Source organism: Candidatus Methanoplasma cognatum (assembly GCA_009777615.1).
GTDB lineage: Archaea > Thermoplasmatota > Thermoplasmata > Methanomassiliicoccales > Methanomethylophilaceae > Methanoplasma > Methanoplasma cognatum.
This window is the reverse complement of record WRLM01000003.1, coordinates 141,756-160,432: the sequence shown is the minus strand read 5'-3', so window position 1 is coordinate 160,432 and position 18,677 is coordinate 141,756. Positions and strand designations below refer to the sequence as shown.

Sequence of the window (18,677 nt, the reverse complement as noted above, 5' to 3'; positions counted from 1 at the left end):
TTACTTCATGGTCCAGGACGAGATATACGTCATCGACACGGAGACCACCGGGCTTGACGGCGGACCAAAGGATGTGGTGGTAGACATCGGCGTCTGCTCGGTCAACCTGAACAAAGGGGAGGTAAAGGACGTCTATGAGTCCGTCGTCGGTTATGACGTGACCGAATGGGGGGACCACAGATCCAAAGCGTGGATATTCGAAAACAGCGACCTCACGCTTGATAAGGTGGCCGCGGCGCCTCCTTTCTTGAAAGTTAAGGGAGACATAATAGACTTGCTCAGAGGCAGGATCGTGACGTCATACAATGTGCCCTTCGATATGGACAAATTCCTGTTCAGAGAGCCATGGGGCCTGAGGGGAACGTTCAATGTCTGCACAGATATAATGAAGGCCGCTACCGACGTATGCAAACTTCCAAGCGAGCTATACGGCGTGAGCTACAGGTTCCCTAAGCTGGATCATGCGTACAAAACGATAGTTGACGGCGATCCGGCGGGGGTCGGCGACGCGCAGGACCACCGCGCATTGTCCGACGCCAGGATGGCATCCTATGTCATGACGGCTATGTACAGATCGGGGAATTACCGTCCGTGATCATTCCTCTTTCTCTATTTCCGCTTCAAGCGATCTTTTGTAAGCGGATTCCGTCGCGTCGGATACCCTTCTCATGAACCTGCTTTTCAGGAAAAAGACCGCAAAGAAGAACCAGATCACGACGGCCCCCATGATCATCAGGAAGTATTCCGTCGGGAACACCGCAAGCGAAGCCACTCCCACCGCCACTTGCGGCACTTCGTAAACACCGGCCACAAGACCGAAGAGCAGCAGCGCCAGTCCCGTCGGCTTGAGGTCTCTGGAGACCTTACCGTCCACCGAATAGAACCTGGACAAGGGGTATATGAAGAAAAGCTGAGATATCCCCGCGAGCATCACGAACACAAGCATCGCGTTCCTCGCGGTCACCTCCTCGAAGCTCTCACCCTCGCCAAACACCTCTCCGAGCGACATGTGCGCCCAGAACCCGTCCGGGTCGCTCCACATAGGCGAGCTGCCGTACCCGTTGTACATATCGAGATAAAAGTTCATTCCGAGATCGAACGTCCCGTTCCCCGTGAAATGCAGGAACACGAAATATATTATCAGTCCGGACCCCGCTATCATCGCGGCCATCGGTATCGAGAATCTGAGCACCCCCGGCAATATAAGCGTTTTATTGCTGGAGGGTTTGGCCCATACCGCCATCAGGAAGGCGGCGAAGGATACGGATGTAAGGGCATAGAGAGTGTTGTGCACAGGCAGCATGGGGAGTCTTCCGAGCGCAAGCAGGAGCACCCCCACGAGCACCGCGAGCACAAAGTTCCTCGTAAGGTAGAGGCGGAGGATGTCCCTCATCCCCGTGACCGTTCTCTTCCCTTCGATTATGGCTTTTGGGAGCGCCGAGAACCGGTCGTTGATAAGGACCATGTCCGCAACGCCTCTTGCGGCGCCGCTTCCGCTGTGGAGAGCCACCCCGACGTTTGCCGCTTTGATGGATCTCACGTCATTGACGCCGTCGCCCACCATCGCTACGTACCGCCCGTTCTTTTTCAGTGATTCGACCACGATCTCCTTTTGTTCCGGCTTCATTCTTCCGAAAATGTTCGTTCTCAGGACGGCCTTGTCAAGATCTTCCCCGGACAGCACCGCAAGTTCGTCGCCAGATATGATGTTCCTTTCCCCGGGTATCTCTGCGAGAGAGAACAGGGCGCTGACCGTTTCGGGATCGTCCCCGGATATCACCTTGAGGTCCATGCCGTTCTTTTGAAAATCGTCTATTATCTCTCTGCAATCAGGCCTTATCTCATCTCTGATGGAAATAAGGGCGACCAATTCTAATTCGGGCACTGCCGGCTCGTCACCTTCATATAAAGGGGAATCGGGGCCTCTGCAGAGGACCACCGTTCTGAGGCCCTTTCTGGAGAGCTCCGAGACATTCGCCGTGATGTCCGTCCCTACCGCATATTTTTTGAGCGAGGACCATGCGCCCATGAATATAGTTTGAGAAATATTGCCTGACAAGACCCTGACAGCGCTGTACTTTCGGTCGGAAGAGAACTGCACTTCCTCAATGAGGTCGGACTCCTCGCCCCCGAACTCTTTTTCCAGGGCCTTCACAGTGAGGTTCTTGCTTCCTGTGGAATGGACGAACGATCTGATCAAACGCTCCGCCTCATCTTTCTCGATGAATGCTTCCATCCCTTCGTAAACGAGGTTGTTGGTCGTTATGGTGCCGGTCTTGTCCATGCAGACCGTGTCCACATGGCTCATCGATTCCACCGAGTTCGAGTTCTGAAGCAGCACGCCGCTCTTAGCCATCCGGACGGCTGCGATCATGTAGGTTATAGTGATAAGGAGGAATAGGGCTATCGGCACAATGTCCAGCACCAGCACGGATTTGATGGCGAGGAGCCTGGCCCCGCCTCCGGTGAAGGTGTTGAGCACCGTGAGTATCAACAGGAAGACGAATGCCATTACCATGAGCATCTTCGTGACTGTTGAAGTTTCCCTCTGCAGAGGCGTGTTCTTCTTTTTGTATTTCTTTGCGCTCGCCAGCATCTGCGAGGCGAAAGTGTCCTCTCCGAGGGCGGTGACCCTATAATGGCCGGTGCCGGTCACGCAGAAAGCCCCCGAATGGATGGTATCGCCGATATGTTTTCTCACAGTTCGCGATTCTCCCGTGAGAAGCGATTCATCCATCTCCAGCGAGACGGATGAAAGGAGCTCGCCGTCTACCTGGGCCTGATCGCCGGATGATAAACGGATGATATCATCCATGACTATCTCCGACGGGTCGATCTGCACATCCATGCCGTCCCTTATCACACGGACGGTAGGCCTTAGGAGCAGCGCGATCTTATCCAGCCTCCTTTTCGCCCTCATTTCCTGTATGGTGGATATGAAAACGTTGAGCGCTATTACGCCCGTTGCCGAAAGGGCGCTGATGAACTCGCCGAAATAAAGCAGGGCGGCCCCCAGGATGAAAAGTATCAGATTGAATGTGGTGCAGACGTTCTTTATTACAATATCGATATAACTTCTGCTCACCGGGGACTCGAAACGGTTGACCTTTCCTTCGGAGATCCTGTCTTTGACCTCCTTTTCGGTAAGCCCCGTCGGTTCCATGCCTGTATGCAGCACTTTCCATTATAAAGAAATATACTCTGCGATCCTCTGGGCGATGGCCTCCTTGGGCAGCGGATCGAACTCAGCGGTCTTTCCCAGAGAGACGTAATCTATAATGCATTTCGCCGGTCTCCCGTAATATTCGGAGGCGGCGTGGGCATACACGCTCAGCTGTATGCGGTATTCCTCTTCATAGGATGTGTCGATATCGGTCTTATAATCGTGCACCTCGATCCTTTCGGGCCTGACGATAAGAAGGTCTATCACTCCCTTCAAAGTAACGTTGAGGTCGTTGAAGGGCAGGGAACACTCCTTCTCAGGAAGTATCAGATCGGCGTCCGAGGCCGCCGAAAGCACCCCTCGGATAACGGGCACCTCAGGCCGTTCATCATCCACCTTGTGGCCGGCAGCCATAGCATGTGCCAGCTCGTGAATCTCTGTTCCGTATTCCTTGCCTTTGCCGGAGAACTCGTCCGTGTCGGCATCCGGGCGGAGGGAACCGATCGAGCGCATGATATCGTGCACTCCCAGGTTGACCCTTCTGGGGGCGAATTTCCCTATCGCCGGGGCCTGGATGAGATCGACATCCGCTTTAACATCGAGTTTCCTGATATCGGCATCCCCGCACGGCCGGCCCCTTCCTTTCAAAAGATGTTCGAAGAAAGGGGAAGGTTTCGGCCCGGACACCACCGTGATATATTGTTTAGCCCGAGAGAGGGCGACGAACATGAGCCTCCTTTCCTCGCTGTAATCCTTCGTCAAAGAGTATTCCGCAAGGTAGGTCTTCCATGACGCCGTTATCTTGGAATAATCTCCTCCAAAGGAGGAGACGCTCTTTCTGCACCGTATGCCGGTGGCGTCGTTGAAGGTGTATGTCGATCTATCGGACTGTATGCTGGGCATGACCTTCGAGTCCACTCCCGCTATTATCACTATCGGGTATTCCAGTCCCTTTGATTTATGCATCGTCTGTATCGTAACCGCTTTCCTGTCAAGCATGCCGTCGACCTGGTATTTCGTGTGGTTCTCTATGTCTTTCTCTATCATCCCTATCACGTCAGATATGGTGAGCAGGGAGTCCCTGTGGGATGACGATATGACGGAGATGATCGTCTGGGTCATATCGTTGTTCAGGCCGTAGAAAGCGAACACCGACGAGAGAAGATCGGTTATACGCCTTTTTTTCCTTATGAGGGATCTTCTCATGTCCGAGAACACGGAAGGAGGTTCCCCCCTCAACTCGAGGATGTCGCTCAGGGTGTATCCCGCATCGGCCATTATTGGGCCTATACCCCAGTCGTCATCCTTGTTGTTGAGATATTTGAGCCATGCCAGCGCAAGCTTGCCTTCCCTGGTGCTCATGACCTCCACGTCCCCCTGAAGGAATGCGGGTATGCCGGAAGATATGGCGGCGTCGTTGACCGCACGGCACAGGTCGGTCTTCCTGCAAAGGACCGCTATGTCGCCGAATCCCGGGCGCCTTGCCGTGCTGCCTTCATGGATCAGATGACCGCCGTTCACGTAGCCGGCTATTGTCCTGATGACCTCCTCCGCTTCTTCCTCCCTCGAAGCGGCGGATACGAACTCTATCCGGGTATCGCCGCCGATGTCATCCCGCCGAGCGGTTATTCTGGTGATGTTGTTTTCCAGCAGATCTCTGTTGACATCGTCCTTTTTTGTCGCGGGTATGTACAAAGCGTCATAGGCGGCGTCGATTATGATCTGCGAACTCCTGTAGTTAATATCCAGCGACAGCTTCTTTACTTCCGGTATAGAGAACGGGATCCTCACGCTGTCGTCGTTAAGTACCCTTCTCAGCGCTATCGCTCTGTTCTCAAAATCAATGATGTTCTCGATCGACACATGTCTGAAACCGTATATCCCCTGTTTCCAATCCCCAACCACGCAGAGGTTCGGCTCCTTAAGCAGCATCAGCGCGATCATCAGCTGATTCTCGTTGGTATCCTGGAACTCGTCGATCATGAGATATTTCACGGACATCCTTTCTCTTACGCTCTTGTCCTCGTACAGCACTATGAACGCAAAGGAGGCAACGAGGCCGTATGTCAGTCTGTCGTCGTTTATGCAGCTTCTGACGTATTCATAATAAACGTCATGGATCAGCGAAAGAAGCTCGGTCCTGTTATCGAACGATGCCTCCTCGATCATCATATCGGACAAAGGTTCCGCCCTTGAGACACCGAGTTCTCCAAAGGTCTGATCATTCGAGAATTTCTTACAGAGGAAATCAGACAATTCGTAGTTCCCTCTGGGACTGGCATTGCCGTTCATGGAGGAGAGTATCCCGCGGACCCTTTCCGGATCCCCTAAAAGGACGCGGCCGTCATTACCGCCGAACCATCCTTTTTTCAGAGGGACGACGCCCATAGACATCAGTTTGTTAATGATCCTGTACAGTTCGGGGATGTTCTGCGATGCTATGACCTCCTCTAAGCCATATTCTTCGGGACGGGAGATCATGAAGCGGTCGAAGAAATCCGTGAAGTATTCCAAGTTCAGCGTTTCGTTCTCCACCAGGGCCGCCCCTCTTGTGAGCACCTCGCTCATTCTGAAGAACCTGCTGACCGTATCGGGGGATTCCATCACCACTGAGTAGCAGAATGAATCGAAAGTGCTCGTCTGAATGAACTTGGACGATCTGGAAAGCTCGGTTCCCGCCATCCTGTTCCTTATCCGCTCTTCCATCTCGCTTGCCGCGTTTCTTGTGAATGTCAGAAGAAGGACGTCTTTAGTTCCCACGTCCTCCTTACTCAGGATGTTCAGGAACCTCTCCACAATTGTGTGCGTCTTGCCGGTACCGGGTCCCGCGTCGACAACGATCATCCCCTCAAGTTCGTCGGCGATCGCTTTCTGCGACGGGTTCAGGTCATTCGTCGTCATTTTCATCACCTAAGTCAAGTTCGACCACGTCTTTTGTGCAGGCCCTGAAGAAATCGCATCCTCCGCAGTCTCTTCTCGGGGACGGGGGGAACTCCGAGTATGTCTGCGAAGACGCAAGAGAATGATGCTCATCCACCATCGAGAGGAACCTTTCAAGGGTGTCCGAGGGAATGATGACTTCATCATTGTCAACAAACATTCCCGACGAGATAATGTCCGAGAGCTTCCCCAGCGCTTTTGATACGTTGTCAGAATTGGTTTTGTTATCATTCATTCCAAGTATGCCGATGAGGGATGAGATCAGTCCGCGGTCGTTCTTCCAGGATGTGCAAGAATCCATCCCCGTCACCATTGCCCTGTTCACGAACGAACTCCATCGGTCAGTGATGTGCTGATAGGTCTTGCCGAATGCGGTCTTGGCGGGAGAGTTCGGGTCCGACAGGAATGCTTTCATGCTATCTTCGATAAGCACTACGTCGCGGACGTTGTCCGCTATTTTGAAATTTTCATCGGTGACGGAGCGTACGTCGTTGTCCGCGACATAGACTAAACTGAAAATATGCGGCGGGGGAGAATTGTCCTTCATCAAAGACAGGTAGATCAGCGGCTGAAACTCGAAATAGTCTTGTTTCAGAGATGTATTCATCTTTTTCGTTATATCTTTCGTTGCGATGGCCTTCCCCGTTTTGTAATCCACTATTCGGTGATCGGTCAGAAGGTCGAATTTGCCGAAAAGCGGATGCGTGCGGGACGCAAATTCCGTTTCAGTGATGCTGCTGTACATCTTGCAGCCGTGCATCTCCATGAACATGTTCCTGTATTTTCTCTTCGAGCACTCCCTGTCCAAGGGAACATCGGTTATCATGAGGGAGTCGATGAAGCGTATGATGTTGGTCATGCATATCCTTATCCTGCTCCCGTCGATCTCCATCATCTGCCGGCTCGACAGCCCCGAATATTTCTCGCGTATCATCTCCGTGTGTTCTTCTAGCTTACCTTCCACGAGTTCTGGATAACAGAGGTAGAATTCGGCGAAGTCGTGCAGTATGTTACCGAATATCGTGCTTTCGGAATCGGGGATCGAGATGATCCTGCCGTACATATAGGCACGCGGGCATGCGAAGTAGTTGTTGTAAGCGGATTTGGAGAATTTCCAATCCTTATTCTCCACGGGGTCCGGCCTGTCCTCCCCGATGATGAGCAGATCCTTTTCGCCGGAAAGCGCCCACTGCCCCCTGATCACAATTTTTGACACATCCCCGAAGCCGGACACCGACGCAGACCTTCCGTCTCCTGTTTTTTCATATTCTTTTATCTGCTCGAATATGGGGGAGGGGGAGGCTTCTCTGCCGTTCCTCATGGAGTTCACTGCATAGAGTCTCGAAACGCCCTGCTGTAAAAGGATCGAGAACCTGTACATATCGAGCTCCGCCTCCGCCTCTCTGTCGATATACTCCTTACCGACAACCGTGCTTGACCATTCAGGCCCCAGACCCAGATATATGATGAAAGGGCGGTCTACGTACATGGATTTCAGACAGTCGGCCAGCAGGACCCCTCTCTTCTCGTCGTCAGGTATCTCTTCGTTGTGGCGGAGGTCGTCAATATTATTGACGGCGTAGTTCAGCTCATTCACCGATCCGGATGTCACTTTGGAGTCTTTCACTTTCATGTCTTCGATCAGCATCTTTATCTGCGGACGGTGCACCTCCCTCACCACCCGGTCGCAGACATCCTGAAATGTGAGTTCCCTAATGTTCTTCATCACGTCCGCAAGTTCTTTTGCTCTGTGCCTGAGATGACCTTCGATCTTGTGCAGGAGGTATTCGTTCTCGCGCTGGTCGAAGTATCCTCCGTAGCCGGAGAAAAGTTCACGGACATGTCTGACCCTCAGCGTCTCATATGACAGCGAAAGGGAAAGGAATTGGAGATAATCCCTTACCTGAGACAGGTCCTTCACGGACATGGTGTTCCTGAAAGGTATGTTCCTGCGGTACAGCGCGGCCCTGACGGCATCGGCGATCGGGCCCGTTGTGTCAAACACGATCGCCGTATCGTCAGCTCTTTCCGGGTCTATCAGGGCGACGGCATTCTCGGCGATCTGCCTGTCGTTCCCCACTTCGTATATCGTATCTATTTCGTATGTTCCGTCCGTGAATATATCGATCTCATCGTGTCGGGCGGGAACAAAATGCTTATCGAGGTCGTTGAAAAGCTCGATCCCTATCACAGCCGTCCTTTTTCCATTGAAGAACTCCATTTCTTCCGGGATGTAGGAATCCATGAGTTTCTCGATCGTCCTGAGTCCCAGAAAGGACCTGTATATATCAGCCGACGATCGGGAGTACAGATACCTTCGAACGTCTTTTTTATACCGCCTTATGGTCCGTATGTTCTCCAGCTCGCTGTGAATGTGCTTGAAGCCGTACCCCGTCTCGTTGGAAATCTCTGATATTATCTTCAAATCGCCGAGGACCCCCGCGCCCAGCACCGGCACGGCCTCGTTCCCAGCTATGTGCCTCGGCGTATAGGCGAAGCCGCCTATCTTCGGAATATCTATCCTTGCGTTAAGCGCGGTGGCCAGAGCGGCGTCGTTAGTGATGACCAGATCATATCCCTTGACCTCCTCATACAGCTCGTCGATGCTCTTTGCGCGGCGCATGCTCCAAACAGGTCGTCAGGGTATTTATATTTAGGAGAGAGGTGTCCGAAACTGGCGAAAGTACAATTATGCCGTCCGCATAACCCGTAATGTGTCAGAGGAGATATTCGTCATACAGGCGCTTCCGACAGGCCCGGACGGCTTCCCTTACGACGAGATAGTGGATATCGCCGTATGCTGCGTGGATCTTGACCGGAGTGAGTACCTGACCGTTTATCATAACGTCATCTACTATGACCCAAAACAGCTTGGGAAGAAGAAACTCGACTATCTTTTCGGGATAGGCGGGCTGTCTGCCGAAGAGATCTATGCCGGAGATCCGGAAAGAAAGGTGGCGGATGAGACAGCGCAGATCATCGACGGGAAGAACATAGCCTCGTTCGATGGAAAACAGGAGTTCGGAAGGTACATGACCTTCGACCCTTGGGATATAACATACAGATCCACCGTTATGCCGTCCGTGTCGTCGAAGATGCCTGTAAGCCTCAAATGCAGGTTCCCTTCTGATGAGCCGGTCACGATAAGGAAGGCCTACAAAAGACTTCTGAGGAACGATCCGGCATGCATCGGGACCGGAAGAAGGGCCATCCATTTGGCACAGATGACCTCGGAACTCATGATATACATGAGGTCCAAAGGCAAATATTAAAACCTGAGGATCTTGAAGACCGAACCGAACAAGGTCTCAAGCAAAGCCGCCGCGGCTCCGGAGATATAGACGATCAGCAGGATGACGAGCGCTACCAGAAGGAACAATGCCGAAAGGAAACCGGAATTCCGCATCAGGAAGAACAGCGCCATAACGGAAAGGAACAATAACAGTCCGGCCGCTAAGAACCAATATCCCTTACTGTCTCTGGGATGAAGATATATGATCCCAAGTCCCAGCAGGCCGAAAAAAGGCGGGATCACGGCAAGCAGCACGGCAGCGGCCGGAATATCTCCGGGCACCCTTTTCTTTTTACCGTTCGCAACGCGTTCCGGGCTTTCAGCAGGCGGCTCCCTTGGTATCTCCGCGTAACACCGGGGGCATGTCAGACTGTTCTTCTGGACATACTCCCCGCAGCGCGGACACTTTTTCTGACTCATCTTCTCGGCCTCTCGCCTTTGAAACCTATGCAGGTAGCCGAGGCGATTAGCTTGCCCTCGCTGCGGACGGACACGTCTGCGGTTATCAGTGTTTTTGATTCGTTTATCATCTTCGCCTCCGCTGTGATCATGCTGCCGAAACAGGGGCGGTAATAAGTGACGTTGCAGGAAAGGCCGACGGTACGCACATCCATGTTGCCTATGACCGCAAACGTATGGTCTATAATGCCGAATGTGGCCGCACCGTGGACGACCCCGTTGCTGTTGAGATCATGGGGCAGAACATCTTTTTTCATAACGACCGTTCCGTCCTTATCTATGCTGACAAGCTCTATCCCGTTATTTACGGCATACGGTGCGTTGCACATCTCATGGATGTTGTCCATACAATCATGCCACTTTGGATCCACCAGTCCGAGAATGGTTTCCACGTCCATAAATGGGGTATACATGGGGTGATATTTAATCAAAACACATGGTCAAAATGGTTGGTTCCAAAGCGCCGCGGAAACGGGCGGATATGATCTGGGATCACTCAAGCTTTATGGACCCCACTATCCTCAGCTTCCCGCCTTCGAGGTACATCATGACGCCCGTGTCCCCGGGCTTATGTATGACATCCGATTCCGTTTCGATCGTAAGAATAGGGTTCCTGAAGTCGCCCCCGTTATCTACGCCCGTTATCCGGCAAGGGATCATCTGCATCCAGTGTCCCATATGCAGCACCATCCCCTCTTTCAGCGGCGAAGGCCAATATTTTATGAGTTCCGCCTTCCCTGTGATCTTACGGGTCATTTTGACCGACGGATCCGTAGTGAGCACGTACCCTCTGTCCAGTTCATCCGATTCGATCCCTCTCAGCGCCAGCCCCACATGGTCCCCTTTCACGCCGTCGTCCGCGTCGATATCGTGTTTCTGTATGGACTTCAGGACAACCTCTCTCTTGAGAGGGAACACCTGCATCTTGTCGTGTTTTCTGAAGTGTCCGTCCATGACGGACCCCAGAACGACCGTGCCGACCCCCTTGACATTGAAATGACTGTCCACAGGGCAGGACCCGCACGTCCCGCTGCCGGGCTGCCGGGCCTCTTTCTGAGCGATATCAAGGAGGTCCTCTCTCATTTTGACGTGGTCCTCTTCAACGTAGGTATAGTTTTCCAGGGCCGTTCCCGCTATCAGCGGCGACAGCTGTTCTTTTTGGATATAGTTTCTGAGTATGATCCACCCGTTCTTTATTTTGAAAAGGTCGGCCATGATAATGGATTCCCCAAGGGAGGAGTCGATCTTCTCCGCTACGAGTATGGCGAATTCGGACATGCACATGGAGAAGAAAAGGGATGACAGTTTCTCGGGATATTTGGAAGGCTCTATCAGGGTGATCGAATCATTGCCTCTTTTGACCTCAAAGAATGTCACGTCGGTGACGGTGCCCTTCTTACCTATCTTGTCGGCAAGGTCCTTCGCTCCGAGAACTGCGACATTCAGGTTGCCCATGCTTATATCTCCGATCTTTTGATCAGTTTTATCCCGGCGTCCTTCAGCACTTCGACGGCCTTCCCAGCCTCGTCGACCCTCACGAAAAGGGACTCGAAGGTCTTGCCGCTGTACGCATAGCCGTAGTCAACGTTTATCCCCGCTTTCCCAAGGACGTCCGCTGCTTCGAAAAGCGCGCCCGGCGAATCCTTCATTGCAATTCCTATAACATCGGTCTTTTTGACAATGACGCCTTTGGACCTTATGCTCTCATACGCTCTGTCGGGTTCGTCTACTATGGCTCTGAGTATGCCGAACTCCGACGATTCGGCAAGGTTGAAGGCTTTCAAATTGATCTTGAAATCCTTCAGTATCCCCGCGATGGTCGCCAGGCGCCCGGGCTCGTTGTTGACGAATATCGAAAGCTGCGTGATTATGTTCTCGTTCTCCATCACATCACCCTCTTGTCTTTCACTCTTTTTGCTTTTCCTTCGAATCTCGGGAGTTCACCCGGAGCCTTAAGCTCAACGGTAGCAGCTATGTTCAGGTATTTCTTGAGTTCGGATTCGATCCCCGTTCTCAGGAGTATCATATCCTCCACCCTGTCGCTGAACACTTCGGGCCTGATCTCTACTTGTATCTTCATGTTATCGAGCGCCCCATCGTCCCTGGTTATCTCTATCATGTATTGATCGCCTATCTGCGGTATGCGCATCAGCGTGTATTCTATCTGGGACGGGAACACGTTGATGCCGCGTATTATCAGCATGTCGTCGGACCTGCCGGTTATCCTGGATATCTTCGGGGACGTTCTCCCGCAGGGGCATTCGTCCTTGATCAGGGAGGTTATGTCCTTGATCCTGAACCTGACCATGGGAAGCGCTTCTTTTTTAAGCATCGTCACGACCATCTCCCCCCTTTCGCCTTCTTCTAAAACCTCTTCGGTCTCGGGGTCGATGATCTCTACATACATTATGTCGCCCGCGATATGGATACCGTTCCTTTCCTCGCATTCGGTGAACATCGGGCCGGCCTGCTCGGATGTCCCGTAGATATCGTATGCCCTGATGCCCATCGAACTCTCGATCTTCGCCCTCATGCTCTCAGTCCACGGCTCGGCGCCGAGGACCGCTTTCTTCAGGCAGGTGTCCCTTCTGAAGTCTATGCCCATCTTTGCGGCCACGTCGTTCATGTGCACTAGATAGGAGGGGGTGCAGGCTATCGCCGTCACTCCGAGATCCTGCATTAGCTCCAGCTGCCTTTCCGTGCTGCCGGTGCTTGTCGGGACCACCGCCGCGCCCACTTTCTCCGCGCCGTAGTGCAGTCCCAGCCCGCCTGTGAACAGACCGTATCCGTAGGACACCTGCAGGATGTCGTCCTTTCCGATCCCGATGGAGGTCAGGGACCTTGCCAGCGCCTCCGTCCAGTATGCGAGGTCGTTCTCCGTGTATCCCACAACGGTGGGCTTGCCGCTCGTGCCGGACGAGGCGTGAAACCTTACTATGTCCCGGGTCGGGACGCTGAACATCTTGGTGGGATAGTTCTCCCTTAGGTCCTCTTTGAACATGAAAGGAAGCTTCTTCACATCATCCAGGGACCTGAGGTCGTCCGGACGCATCCCCGCGATCTTCATCCTGTCGTGGTAGAACTTGTTCGTATTGTATAGGCGGTCGATAAGGCTCCTAAAGCTCTGATACTGAAGTTTTTTTAGATCGTCGGCGGGCATACACTCGATGTCAGCATTCCAATACATGTTCTGTCCCATGCCGACCCCATATCAGTCTTATTATTTATGGCTCTCTCGGACGGTCTCCCGCCGAGGCTGTTAGGACGCAGAGCAATCTCCGTGACTTCTTTGCGGATTATGCCGACCGCTGCAATGGCTTATGAGGTGTCCGATAAATGGGACAGACCGCCCTTCAATTCCGTCTCAAAGGTACACTCTGTCTCCATCAATATAGCCAGACGCTGAAGCATGCTTTTCACTTCCGATGTTTAAGAGACCTCGCTTTTCGCGCAAAACAATCCTTCCGGAGAGTGGCCGCTCGGCACCATAGAAAGAACCTTTTTACCATATGCCAATTACACCGATATGGGGGATCCGTCCGGCCCGGAGGGGCGTGAGAGGCAGGCCGACTGCTGGGAAAGATTCTATCAGGAACACAAGAGGCCGTGGAGAGGGATAGGCAAAATAAGCCTGGACCTCGAACCAGGATCCAAGGTCCTGGATCTGGGATGCGGCACCGGTAAGACCACGGCCGCCCTGATAAATATGGGGATGGACGTCACCGGGCTGGACTTCTCGCCGTCGGCGATAAATCACTGCATCGGCGCCTTCGGCGACAGAGCGAAGTTCATTCTCGCCGAGTGCGACCGCATACCGCTACCGGACGGCTATTTCGACGCTGTCACCGCGATACACGTGCTGGAGCATCTGGACGATGTACAGGCTGCCGGCGCGGCGAAGGAGATACGCCGGGTGCTGGCGCCGGGCGGGCTTGTCCTCGTGAGGGCGTTCGCGGTGGGGGACATGAGGTCGGAGGGCAGGGACAGGAACACCCGGGGAAACGGCATAGAGTATCGGTATTATTACGAAGAGGATATGAAGGACATATTCAAAGGGTTCGAACTGGTATGCAGTGAAAGGAAGGACGAGACCATGCGGTTCGGCGCCGTGAGGGTGAAGACCGAGTGTCTGTTCCGTCTGCCGGGATGATGGGAAATGTCTTTAATAGTAAAGGAGAATCATCACCCATAGGTGTAAGCAAATGGACGATTATTACGACAGGCCGCCCAGGAATCCGGTGGCATACGGATTGTTATCTTTGGTATGCGGTATCTTCGGCGTTGTAGCGTACTACAGTTTTAACGTGCCAATGGCGGCGACATGCTTGGGAGCCATAGGTATGGTCATAGGAGGATTCTCCATCAATGTGGCAAGCCATTTCCCTTTGAGCGACAAGAACAGGCCTCAGTACATGGGCTTTGCGGCTACCGGCTTAATGGCGTCCGTCATAGCGTTCATGCTTGGCTTTGTCAACATGTTCTGACGAAGTGTTCGGATGGCTGTGTACAAAGGGAAGTATGTACTCCAGGGGCTGAAGGAGATCACTCCGGAGATGGAGAAGGATCTGGATATTGCATATGAGATATGCATGAGCTACAAGGACAGCTTCCCGTGCGAAATGTGCGGCAGGTGCTGCCGCCAGCCTAACATAGCGGTGCTGCCGGAGGAGGTGGACAGGATAGCGGACGCCGCCGATATACCGCTTCACGACTTCATCGCCAACTACATCGTAAGGACCTCTGACGGGAGACTTCTCCTCAGAAAGACGGATCCCTGCGCTTTCCTCGGCGGGGATAACAGATGCAGGATATGGAAAGACAGGCCGGAAATATGCAGGGATTTTCCGTATGCGGTATCGATGTTCATGAGCAGGGTCTACATAGCGCTGACAAACGATGATGCCGACGTCGTTGAACTCATAAATTACATGGACGATTCCTGGCCTTGCACAAAAGTGATACGTTCCAGCATATCTCGGAAGATAGAGGAGGCAAGGGCGGTCAGGCGCAATGGCGCCTGACGGGGTTTCCTCGTCCGCAGCGCATTCAGATAATGGGATGTTTCAGGACGTGCTCAAGAAACGCCCCGGCATATTCTTTGGGAGACATAGTGTGGCCGCCCCCATCGATCAGCACAAAGTCTGCCCCCTCAATCTCCGCCGCAAGCTCCTCCCCCATGCTGGAGGGCACCATGATGTCCGCTTTACCGTGTATGACCCTCGTCGGCGCCTGTATGCCCTTTGCCCTCAGGCGGCTGTCGAACCCGTCCACCGCAGCCAATTGATAAAGGAACCCATTCAGGGACGAGTTGAGTCTCCACGGGGTGCATATGCCCTTCTCCTCCATCTTTCTGAAGGCCTCCTCGGTCATGCAGAGCGACTGCATCACCGTGAAGAGATATATGAGGTCGCCGCCAGATTGGACGGAGCCGACCATTGCGTTCATTATGTAGCTGGACCTCGAAGGCCGTCTCATATAAGTGGAGACGAGTGTGAGGGACGCGACCCTGTCGGGGTGGCTCAGCGCGATCTCCTGGGCCACGTTCCCTCCCATGGACCATCCGAGGATGTGCGCTTTCGGTATGGAGAGGCGGTCCAGAAGAAGGACTATGTCATCGGCCAATGTCCCTATGTCGAAGGGCTCGTCCGGATATTCGGTGAGCCCAGAGCCTCTGTTGTCGAACGTTATCACCATGAATCGGTCTGAAAGGAGCGGGACCATCCCTTTCCAGAAGGAGACGTCTCCCCCAAGGCCGGTTATCAGTACCACTGGTTCTCCGTTCCCTTTGACCTTATAGTTCATTTTGATATTTCCGACGGTTTCCTTGGGCATCTTTCTGTCTCCGCTAAATAAGATATCATCCTCGGAATGTGCGTCCTCTACAAAAAGGTAATGACGGCCCGCGAACGGCTCGAATTGAACCGAACAAGGTATGCAACACATCGATCCCCCATCCCACAGTTCCTTTGAGAGCACAACATGGTCGCACAAAAAAGCCCTATTCCGGAATCTCTATTGAATTCACGAGGATAACATATGGAGGCCGTTATAATCTTTAAGTATCCTTGTTATATTCCTGAATCACAGGGCGTGACGGCAAGTGGAAGATAAGCCATATCCGATTATTAATGTGGACGAATGCAAAGGCTGCGGCAGGTGTGCGGCGGCCTGCCCGAAGAAAGTTCTGAACATATCGGGCGAGATGAACAAAAGAGGGTACACGCATGTCAAATATTCGGGAGAAGGATGCACCGGGTGTTTCATTTGTTTCTATAACTGCCCCGAGCCCTATGCAATAGAAGTTTACCGTCCCGGAAAGGAGGATTAAGATGCGCAAATTCGTAAGAGGGAATGAGGCGGTGATGATAGGCGCCGTCTACGCCGGAGTGGATGCATATTTCGGATATCCGATCACTCCCGCGAGCGAGATAGCCCACGCCGCGTCGGAATACCTCCCCTGTCTTGGGAAGGAGTTCCTCCAGGCCGAATGCGAGACAGGATCGGCGAACATGATGTACGGCGCGGCGAGCGCCGGTAAGAAGGTCATGTCCGCCTCATCAGGCCCGGGCATGAGCCTGATGCAGGAGGGATTATCATATCTGGCTGGATCCCAGCTGCCGGCCGTCGTCGTCGACATCATGCGGGCGGGGCCGGGGCTCGGCAACATCTACCCCGAGCAGGGAGACTACAATCAGGCGGTCAAAGGCGGCGGGCACGGCAACTACAAGAATATAGTCTTGGCGCCAGCCTCCGTCCAGGAGATGTGCGACCTCACAATCCTGGCCTTCGACCTCGCCTTCGAATACAGGAACCCCGCCGTGGTGCTGGCGGACGCGGTCCTCGGCCAGATGATGGAATCCATAACCGTGCCTGACAAGGTCCCCGAACCGCCGGGCACGGACGGATGGGCAGTCAAAGGCAACTCGGAAACAAAGAACAACCTCATATGCTCGATATACCTGGATGCGGAAAGGCAGGAGAGACACAATTTCCTTTTGAACAAAAAATATGAAGAAATGCGAAAGGAAGCAAGAGCCGAGTCCTATCTTACGGAAGATGCGGAGATAATCCTCACCGGATACGGCACGAGCGCCAGGATAGCGAGGTCAGCGGTCGACATCCTCAGAGAAAAGGGGATCAAGGCGGGCCTCTTCCGCCCGATAACGCTGATGCCGTTCCCTGAGGAAGCGCTGAATGCCTGTGCCTCCGGGAAGAGGATGATCGTCGTGGAGATGAGCAACGGGCAGTACAGGGACGACGTCGTTCTGCATCTGAAGAACAAAGAGCGGGTCACGCTGTTCAACAGGATGGGCGGGAACCTGCCGAAGGTCGCGGACCTGGTGAAAGCGGCCGAAGAAGCGGCGGAGGGAAGGCCATGATAAAAAGGTCCACGGGGCTCTATGAGGAATTCACCCGCAAGGGCGGGGACGCCGTCCGGGCGACGCACTACTGTGCGGGTTGCGGGCACGGCATAATACTGAAGCTCATAGGCGAGGCGATGGCTGATCTGGGCATGCAGGACGACGCAGTCTTCGTGGGGCCGGTCGGATGCGCCACATTCTGTTACTATTATTTCGACTGCGGACATATATCCGCGCCCCACGGCAGGGCGTCTGCGGTGGCGACCGGCGTATCTAGGGTCCTCCCCGACAAGCCCATTATCGCTTATCAGGGGGACGGGGACCTGGGGGCGATAGGCTTCAACAACGCCTTCCAGGCGGCGAACAGAGGGGACAACTTCGCGCTCTTCTTCGTTAACAATTCGATTTTTGCCATGACAGGGGGGCAGATGGCCCCCACGACGCTTGAGGGGCAGGTAACCACAACTACACCTTATGGGAGGGACACAGTGAAAGCCGGTCACCCGCTGAAGGTATGCGAGGTCTTCGAAACACTGGAGGCGCCCGTATTCATAGAAAGGGTCTCGGTCGCCGACACGAAGAGGATAATGCAGGCGAAGAAGGCGATAAGGAAAGCACTCCTGATCCAGAAAGAAAAGAAAGGCTTCGCTTTCGTGGAGATACTCTCCCCATGCCCGAACAACATGAGGGAAGATCCCGTCAAAGCTGCGGAGACGTTCACGGAGGCGATGGAAAAGACATATCCGTTAGGCAACTTCAGGGACCTTTCCGAGAGGCCGGCACCCGCGCCTAAGAACGTCCTTGCGAGGACCGAAAGAGAACTGATCGGGGGCGGCAAAGAGGCGGTGGCCATGAAGAACGACCCCTCCTTTAGAGAGAGGAAGTTCAAATTCTCCGGATTCGGAGGGCAGGGGATACTCAGCTTGGGTCTGGTAGTCGCCGAGGCGGCGGCATCCGACGGAAGGTACGTCTCATGGATGCCCAGCTACGGCCCTGAGCAGAGAGGGGGGTCCGCCTCATGCTCGGTCAGGATCGGCGGCAAGGAGATAGGGTCGCCGACTATAGACGACCCAGATGTGCTGGTGGCTATGAACCAGCCTGCTCTTGAGAGGTTCGCTTCTTCCGTCGCGGAAGGAGGAACGATCATTTACGAATCTTCGATAAAAGCGGACATAGAGTTCCCTTCCGGGGTCAGGGCAGTGCCGTTCCCGGCATCTTCGATAGCGAACGAGAACGGTGTCTCCAAAGCGAGCAACACTGCGTTCCTCGGCGCGATGGCGGGACTGGGTCTCCTTCCCTTCGGGGAGAAGAATGTATTGGATGCCCTCGCCGAGAGCATGTCAGCCAGACCGTCGCTGATCGAACCCAACGCGAGAGTGTTCGAAGCCGCAAAGAAGTGGATATCGGAAAACCGGCGGCCATGAGACGCCGGCGGGGCGCCGGGCTGGCCGATGTTCTCCGA

Annotated in this window: 17 protein-coding genes; 8 read left to right on the top strand and 9 right to left on the bottom strand. The window is 53.8% G+C overall.

All coding sequences use genetic code 11. From position 1 onward, the window contains the following. Window positions 1-7: 7 nt before the first annotated feature. A complete protein-coding gene (locus tag FWG96_05075; protein MCL2032620.1) occupies window positions 8-595 on the top strand; it encodes a 3'-5' exonuclease in 588 nt (195 codons plus the stop codon). On the opposite strand, the gene FWG96_05070 is transcribed toward FWG96_05075, so the two are convergent. Genes FWG96_05070 through FWG96_05060 form a run of 3 tightly spaced genes read right to left on the bottom strand, consistent with a single transcriptional unit; the run spans window position 596 to window position 8,726 of the window. Next, window positions 596-3,163: an HAD-IC family P-type ATPase gene (locus tag FWG96_05070; GenBank protein ID MCL2032619.1), complete on the bottom strand. Its 2,568-nt coding sequence runs from the start codon at window positions 3,161-3,163 to the stop codon at window positions 596-598. Between the two features lie 21 nt (window positions 3,164-3,184). After that, window positions 3,185-6,064 (bottom strand): UvrD-helicase domain-containing protein, encoded by a 2,880-nt coding sequence (locus FWG96_05065; protein MCL2032618.1) that lies wholly within the window; start codon window positions 6,062-6,064, stop codon window positions 3,185-3,187. Next, complete coding sequence (locus FWG96_05060; GenBank protein ID MCL2032617.1) at window positions 6,051-8,726, bottom strand: PD-(D/E)XK nuclease family protein; 2,676 nt, start codon at window positions 8,724-8,726, stop codon at window positions 6,051-6,053. Before FWG96_05060 ends, FWG96_05065 begins: the two co-directional genes overlap by 14 nt. Window positions 8,727-8,817: 91 nt before the next feature. On the opposite strand from FWG96_05060, the gene FWG96_05055 reads away from it, so the two are divergent. After that, complete coding sequence (locus FWG96_05055) at window positions 8,818-9,375, top strand: hypothetical protein (protein MCL2032616.1); 558 nt, start codon at window positions 8,818-8,820, stop codon at window positions 9,373-9,375. Here the strand turns inward: FWG96_05055 and FWG96_05050 are convergent. The 5 genes from FWG96_05050 to FWG96_05030 form a co-directional block, all read right to left on the bottom strand. Next, entirely contained in the window at window positions 9,372-9,815 is a 444-nt protein-coding gene (locus FWG96_05050) for a hypothetical protein (protein MCL2032615.1), read from the bottom strand. The genes FWG96_05055 and FWG96_05050 overlap by 4 nt on opposite strands. Next, the gene (locus tag FWG96_05045) at window positions 9,812-10,252 is read right to left on the bottom strand and encodes a PaaI family thioesterase (protein MCL2032614.1); all 441 of its coding nucleotides are present in this window, start codon (window positions 10,250-10,252) and stop codon (window positions 9,812-9,814) included. The genes FWG96_05050 and FWG96_05045 overlap by 4 nt, the downstream gene beginning before the upstream one ends. Before the next feature lie 94 nt (window positions 10,253-10,346). Beyond that, a complete protein-coding gene (locus tag FWG96_05040; GenBank protein ID MCL2032613.1) occupies window positions 10,347-11,309 on the bottom strand; it encodes an EF-Tu/IF-2/RF-3 family GTPase in 963 nt (320 codons plus the stop codon). Window positions 11,310-11,311: 2 nt separating this feature from the next. Continuing rightward, window positions 11,312-11,740: an amino acid-binding protein gene (locus FWG96_05035; GenBank protein MCL2032612.1), complete on the bottom strand. Its 429-nt coding sequence runs from the start codon at window positions 11,738-11,740 to the stop codon at window positions 11,312-11,314. Next, the gene (locus FWG96_05030; GenBank protein MCL2032611.1) at window positions 11,740-13,053 is read right to left on the bottom strand and encodes a phenylacetate--CoA ligase; all 1,314 of its coding nucleotides are present in this window, start codon (window positions 13,051-13,053) and stop codon (window positions 11,740-11,742) included. Before FWG96_05030 ends, FWG96_05035 begins: the two co-directional genes overlap by 1 nt. 327 nt (window positions 13,054-13,380) lie before the next feature. Here FWG96_05030 and FWG96_05025 point away from each other — a divergent pair, with 327 nt between their 5' ends. From FWG96_05025 to FWG96_05015, 3 genes are read left to right on the top strand one after another with little or no spacing between them, the layout of a single operon-like run. Continuing rightward, a complete protein-coding gene (locus FWG96_05025; protein ID MCL2032610.1) occupies window positions 13,381-14,004 on the top strand; it encodes a class I SAM-dependent methyltransferase in 624 nt (207 codons plus the stop codon). 52 nt (window positions 14,005-14,056) lie between these two features. Then, window positions 14,057-14,338: a hypothetical protein gene (locus tag FWG96_05020; GenBank protein ID MCL2032609.1), complete on the top strand. Its 282-nt coding sequence runs from the start codon at window positions 14,057-14,059 to the stop codon at window positions 14,336-14,338. Window positions 14,339-14,350: 12 nt separating this feature from the next. Further along, the gene (locus FWG96_05015) at window positions 14,351-14,875 is read left to right on the top strand and encodes a YkgJ family cysteine cluster protein (GenBank protein ID MCL2032608.1); all 525 of its coding nucleotides are present in this window, start codon (window positions 14,351-14,353) and stop codon (window positions 14,873-14,875) included. A 25-nt stretch (window positions 14,876-14,900) separates the two neighbouring features. Here the strand turns inward: FWG96_05015 and FWG96_05010 are convergent, their stop codons facing one another. After that, window positions 14,901-15,686: an alpha/beta hydrolase gene (locus FWG96_05010; protein ID MCL2032607.1), complete on the bottom strand. Its 786-nt coding sequence runs from the start codon at window positions 15,684-15,686 to the stop codon at window positions 14,901-14,903. Window positions 15,687-15,954: 268 nt separating this feature from the next. On the opposite strand from FWG96_05010, the gene FWG96_05005 reads away from it, so the two are divergent. From FWG96_05005 to FWG96_04995, 3 genes are read left to right on the top strand one after another with little or no spacing between them, the layout of a single operon-like run. Continuing rightward, window positions 15,955-16,182: a 4Fe-4S dicluster domain-containing protein gene (locus FWG96_05005; protein ID MCL2032606.1), complete on the top strand. Its 228-nt coding sequence runs from the start codon at window positions 15,955-15,957 to the stop codon at window positions 16,180-16,182. Between the two features lies 1 nt (window position 16,183). Then, the gene (gene vorB, locus FWG96_05000; protein MCL2032605.1) at window positions 16,184-17,233 is read left to right on the top strand and encodes a 3-methyl-2-oxobutanoate dehydrogenase subunit VorB; all 1,050 of its coding nucleotides are present in this window, start codon (window positions 16,184-16,186) and stop codon (window positions 17,231-17,233) included. Beyond that, a complete protein-coding gene (locus FWG96_04995) occupies window positions 17,230-18,639 on the top strand; it encodes a 2-oxoacid:acceptor oxidoreductase family protein (GenBank protein ID MCL2032604.1) in 1,410 nt (469 codons plus the stop codon). Before vorB ends, FWG96_04995 begins: the two co-directional genes overlap by 4 nt. Window positions 18,640-18,677: the final 38 nt, after the last annotated feature.

Coding starts and splice junctions, on each gene's coding strand:
- FWG96_05030 (MCL2032611.1), bottom strand. CDS start 13,053: ATGGGACAGAACATGTATTGGAATGCTGACATCGAGTGTATGCCCGCC.
- FWG96_05050 (MCL2032615.1), bottom strand. CDS start 9,815: ATGAGTCAGAAAAAGTGTCCGCGCTGCGGGGAGTATGTCCAGAAGAAC.
- FWG96_05075 (MCL2032620.1), top strand. CDS start 8: ATGGTCCAGGACGAGATATACGTCATCGACACGGAGACCACCGGGCTT.
- FWG96_05015 (MCL2032608.1), top strand. CDS start 14,351: ATGGCTGTGTACAAAGGGAAGTATGTACTCCAGGGGCTGAAGGAGATC.
- FWG96_05045 (MCL2032614.1), bottom strand. CDS start 10,252: ATGGACGTGGAAACCATTCTCGGACTGGTGGATCCAAAGTGGCATGAT.
- FWG96_05065 (MCL2032618.1), bottom strand. CDS start 6,064: ATGACGACGAATGACCTGAACCCGTCGCAGAAAGCGATCGCCGACGAA.
- FWG96_05010 (MCL2032607.1), bottom strand. CDS start 15,686: ATGCCCAAGGAAACCGTCGGAAATATCAAAATGAACTATAAGGTCAAA.
- FWG96_05060 (MCL2032617.1), bottom strand. CDS start 8,726: ATGCGCCGCGCAAAGAGCATCGACGAGCTGTATGAGGAGGTCAAGGGA.
- FWG96_05025 (MCL2032610.1), top strand. CDS start 13,381: ATGGGGGATCCGTCCGGCCCGGAGGGGCGTGAGAGGCAGGCCGACTGC.
- FWG96_04995 (MCL2032604.1), top strand. CDS start 17,230: ATGATAAAAAGGTCCACGGGGCTCTATGAGGAATTCACCCGCAAGGGC.
- FWG96_05070 (MCL2032619.1), bottom strand. CDS start 3,163: ATGGAACCGACGGGGCTTACCGAAAAGGAGGTCAAAGACAGGATCTCC.
- FWG96_05035 (MCL2032612.1), bottom strand. CDS start 11,740: ATGGAGAACGAGAACATAATCACGCAGCTTTCGATATTCGTCAACAAC.
- FWG96_05040 (MCL2032613.1), bottom strand. CDS start 11,309: ATGGGCAACCTGAATGTCGCAGTTCTCGGAGCGAAGGACCTTGCCGAC.
- vorB (MCL2032605.1), top strand. CDS start 16,184: ATGCGCAAATTCGTAAGAGGGAATGAGGCGGTGATGATAGGCGCCGTC.
- FWG96_05020 (MCL2032609.1), top strand. CDS start 14,057: ATGGACGATTATTACGACAGGCCGCCCAGGAATCCGGTGGCATACGGA.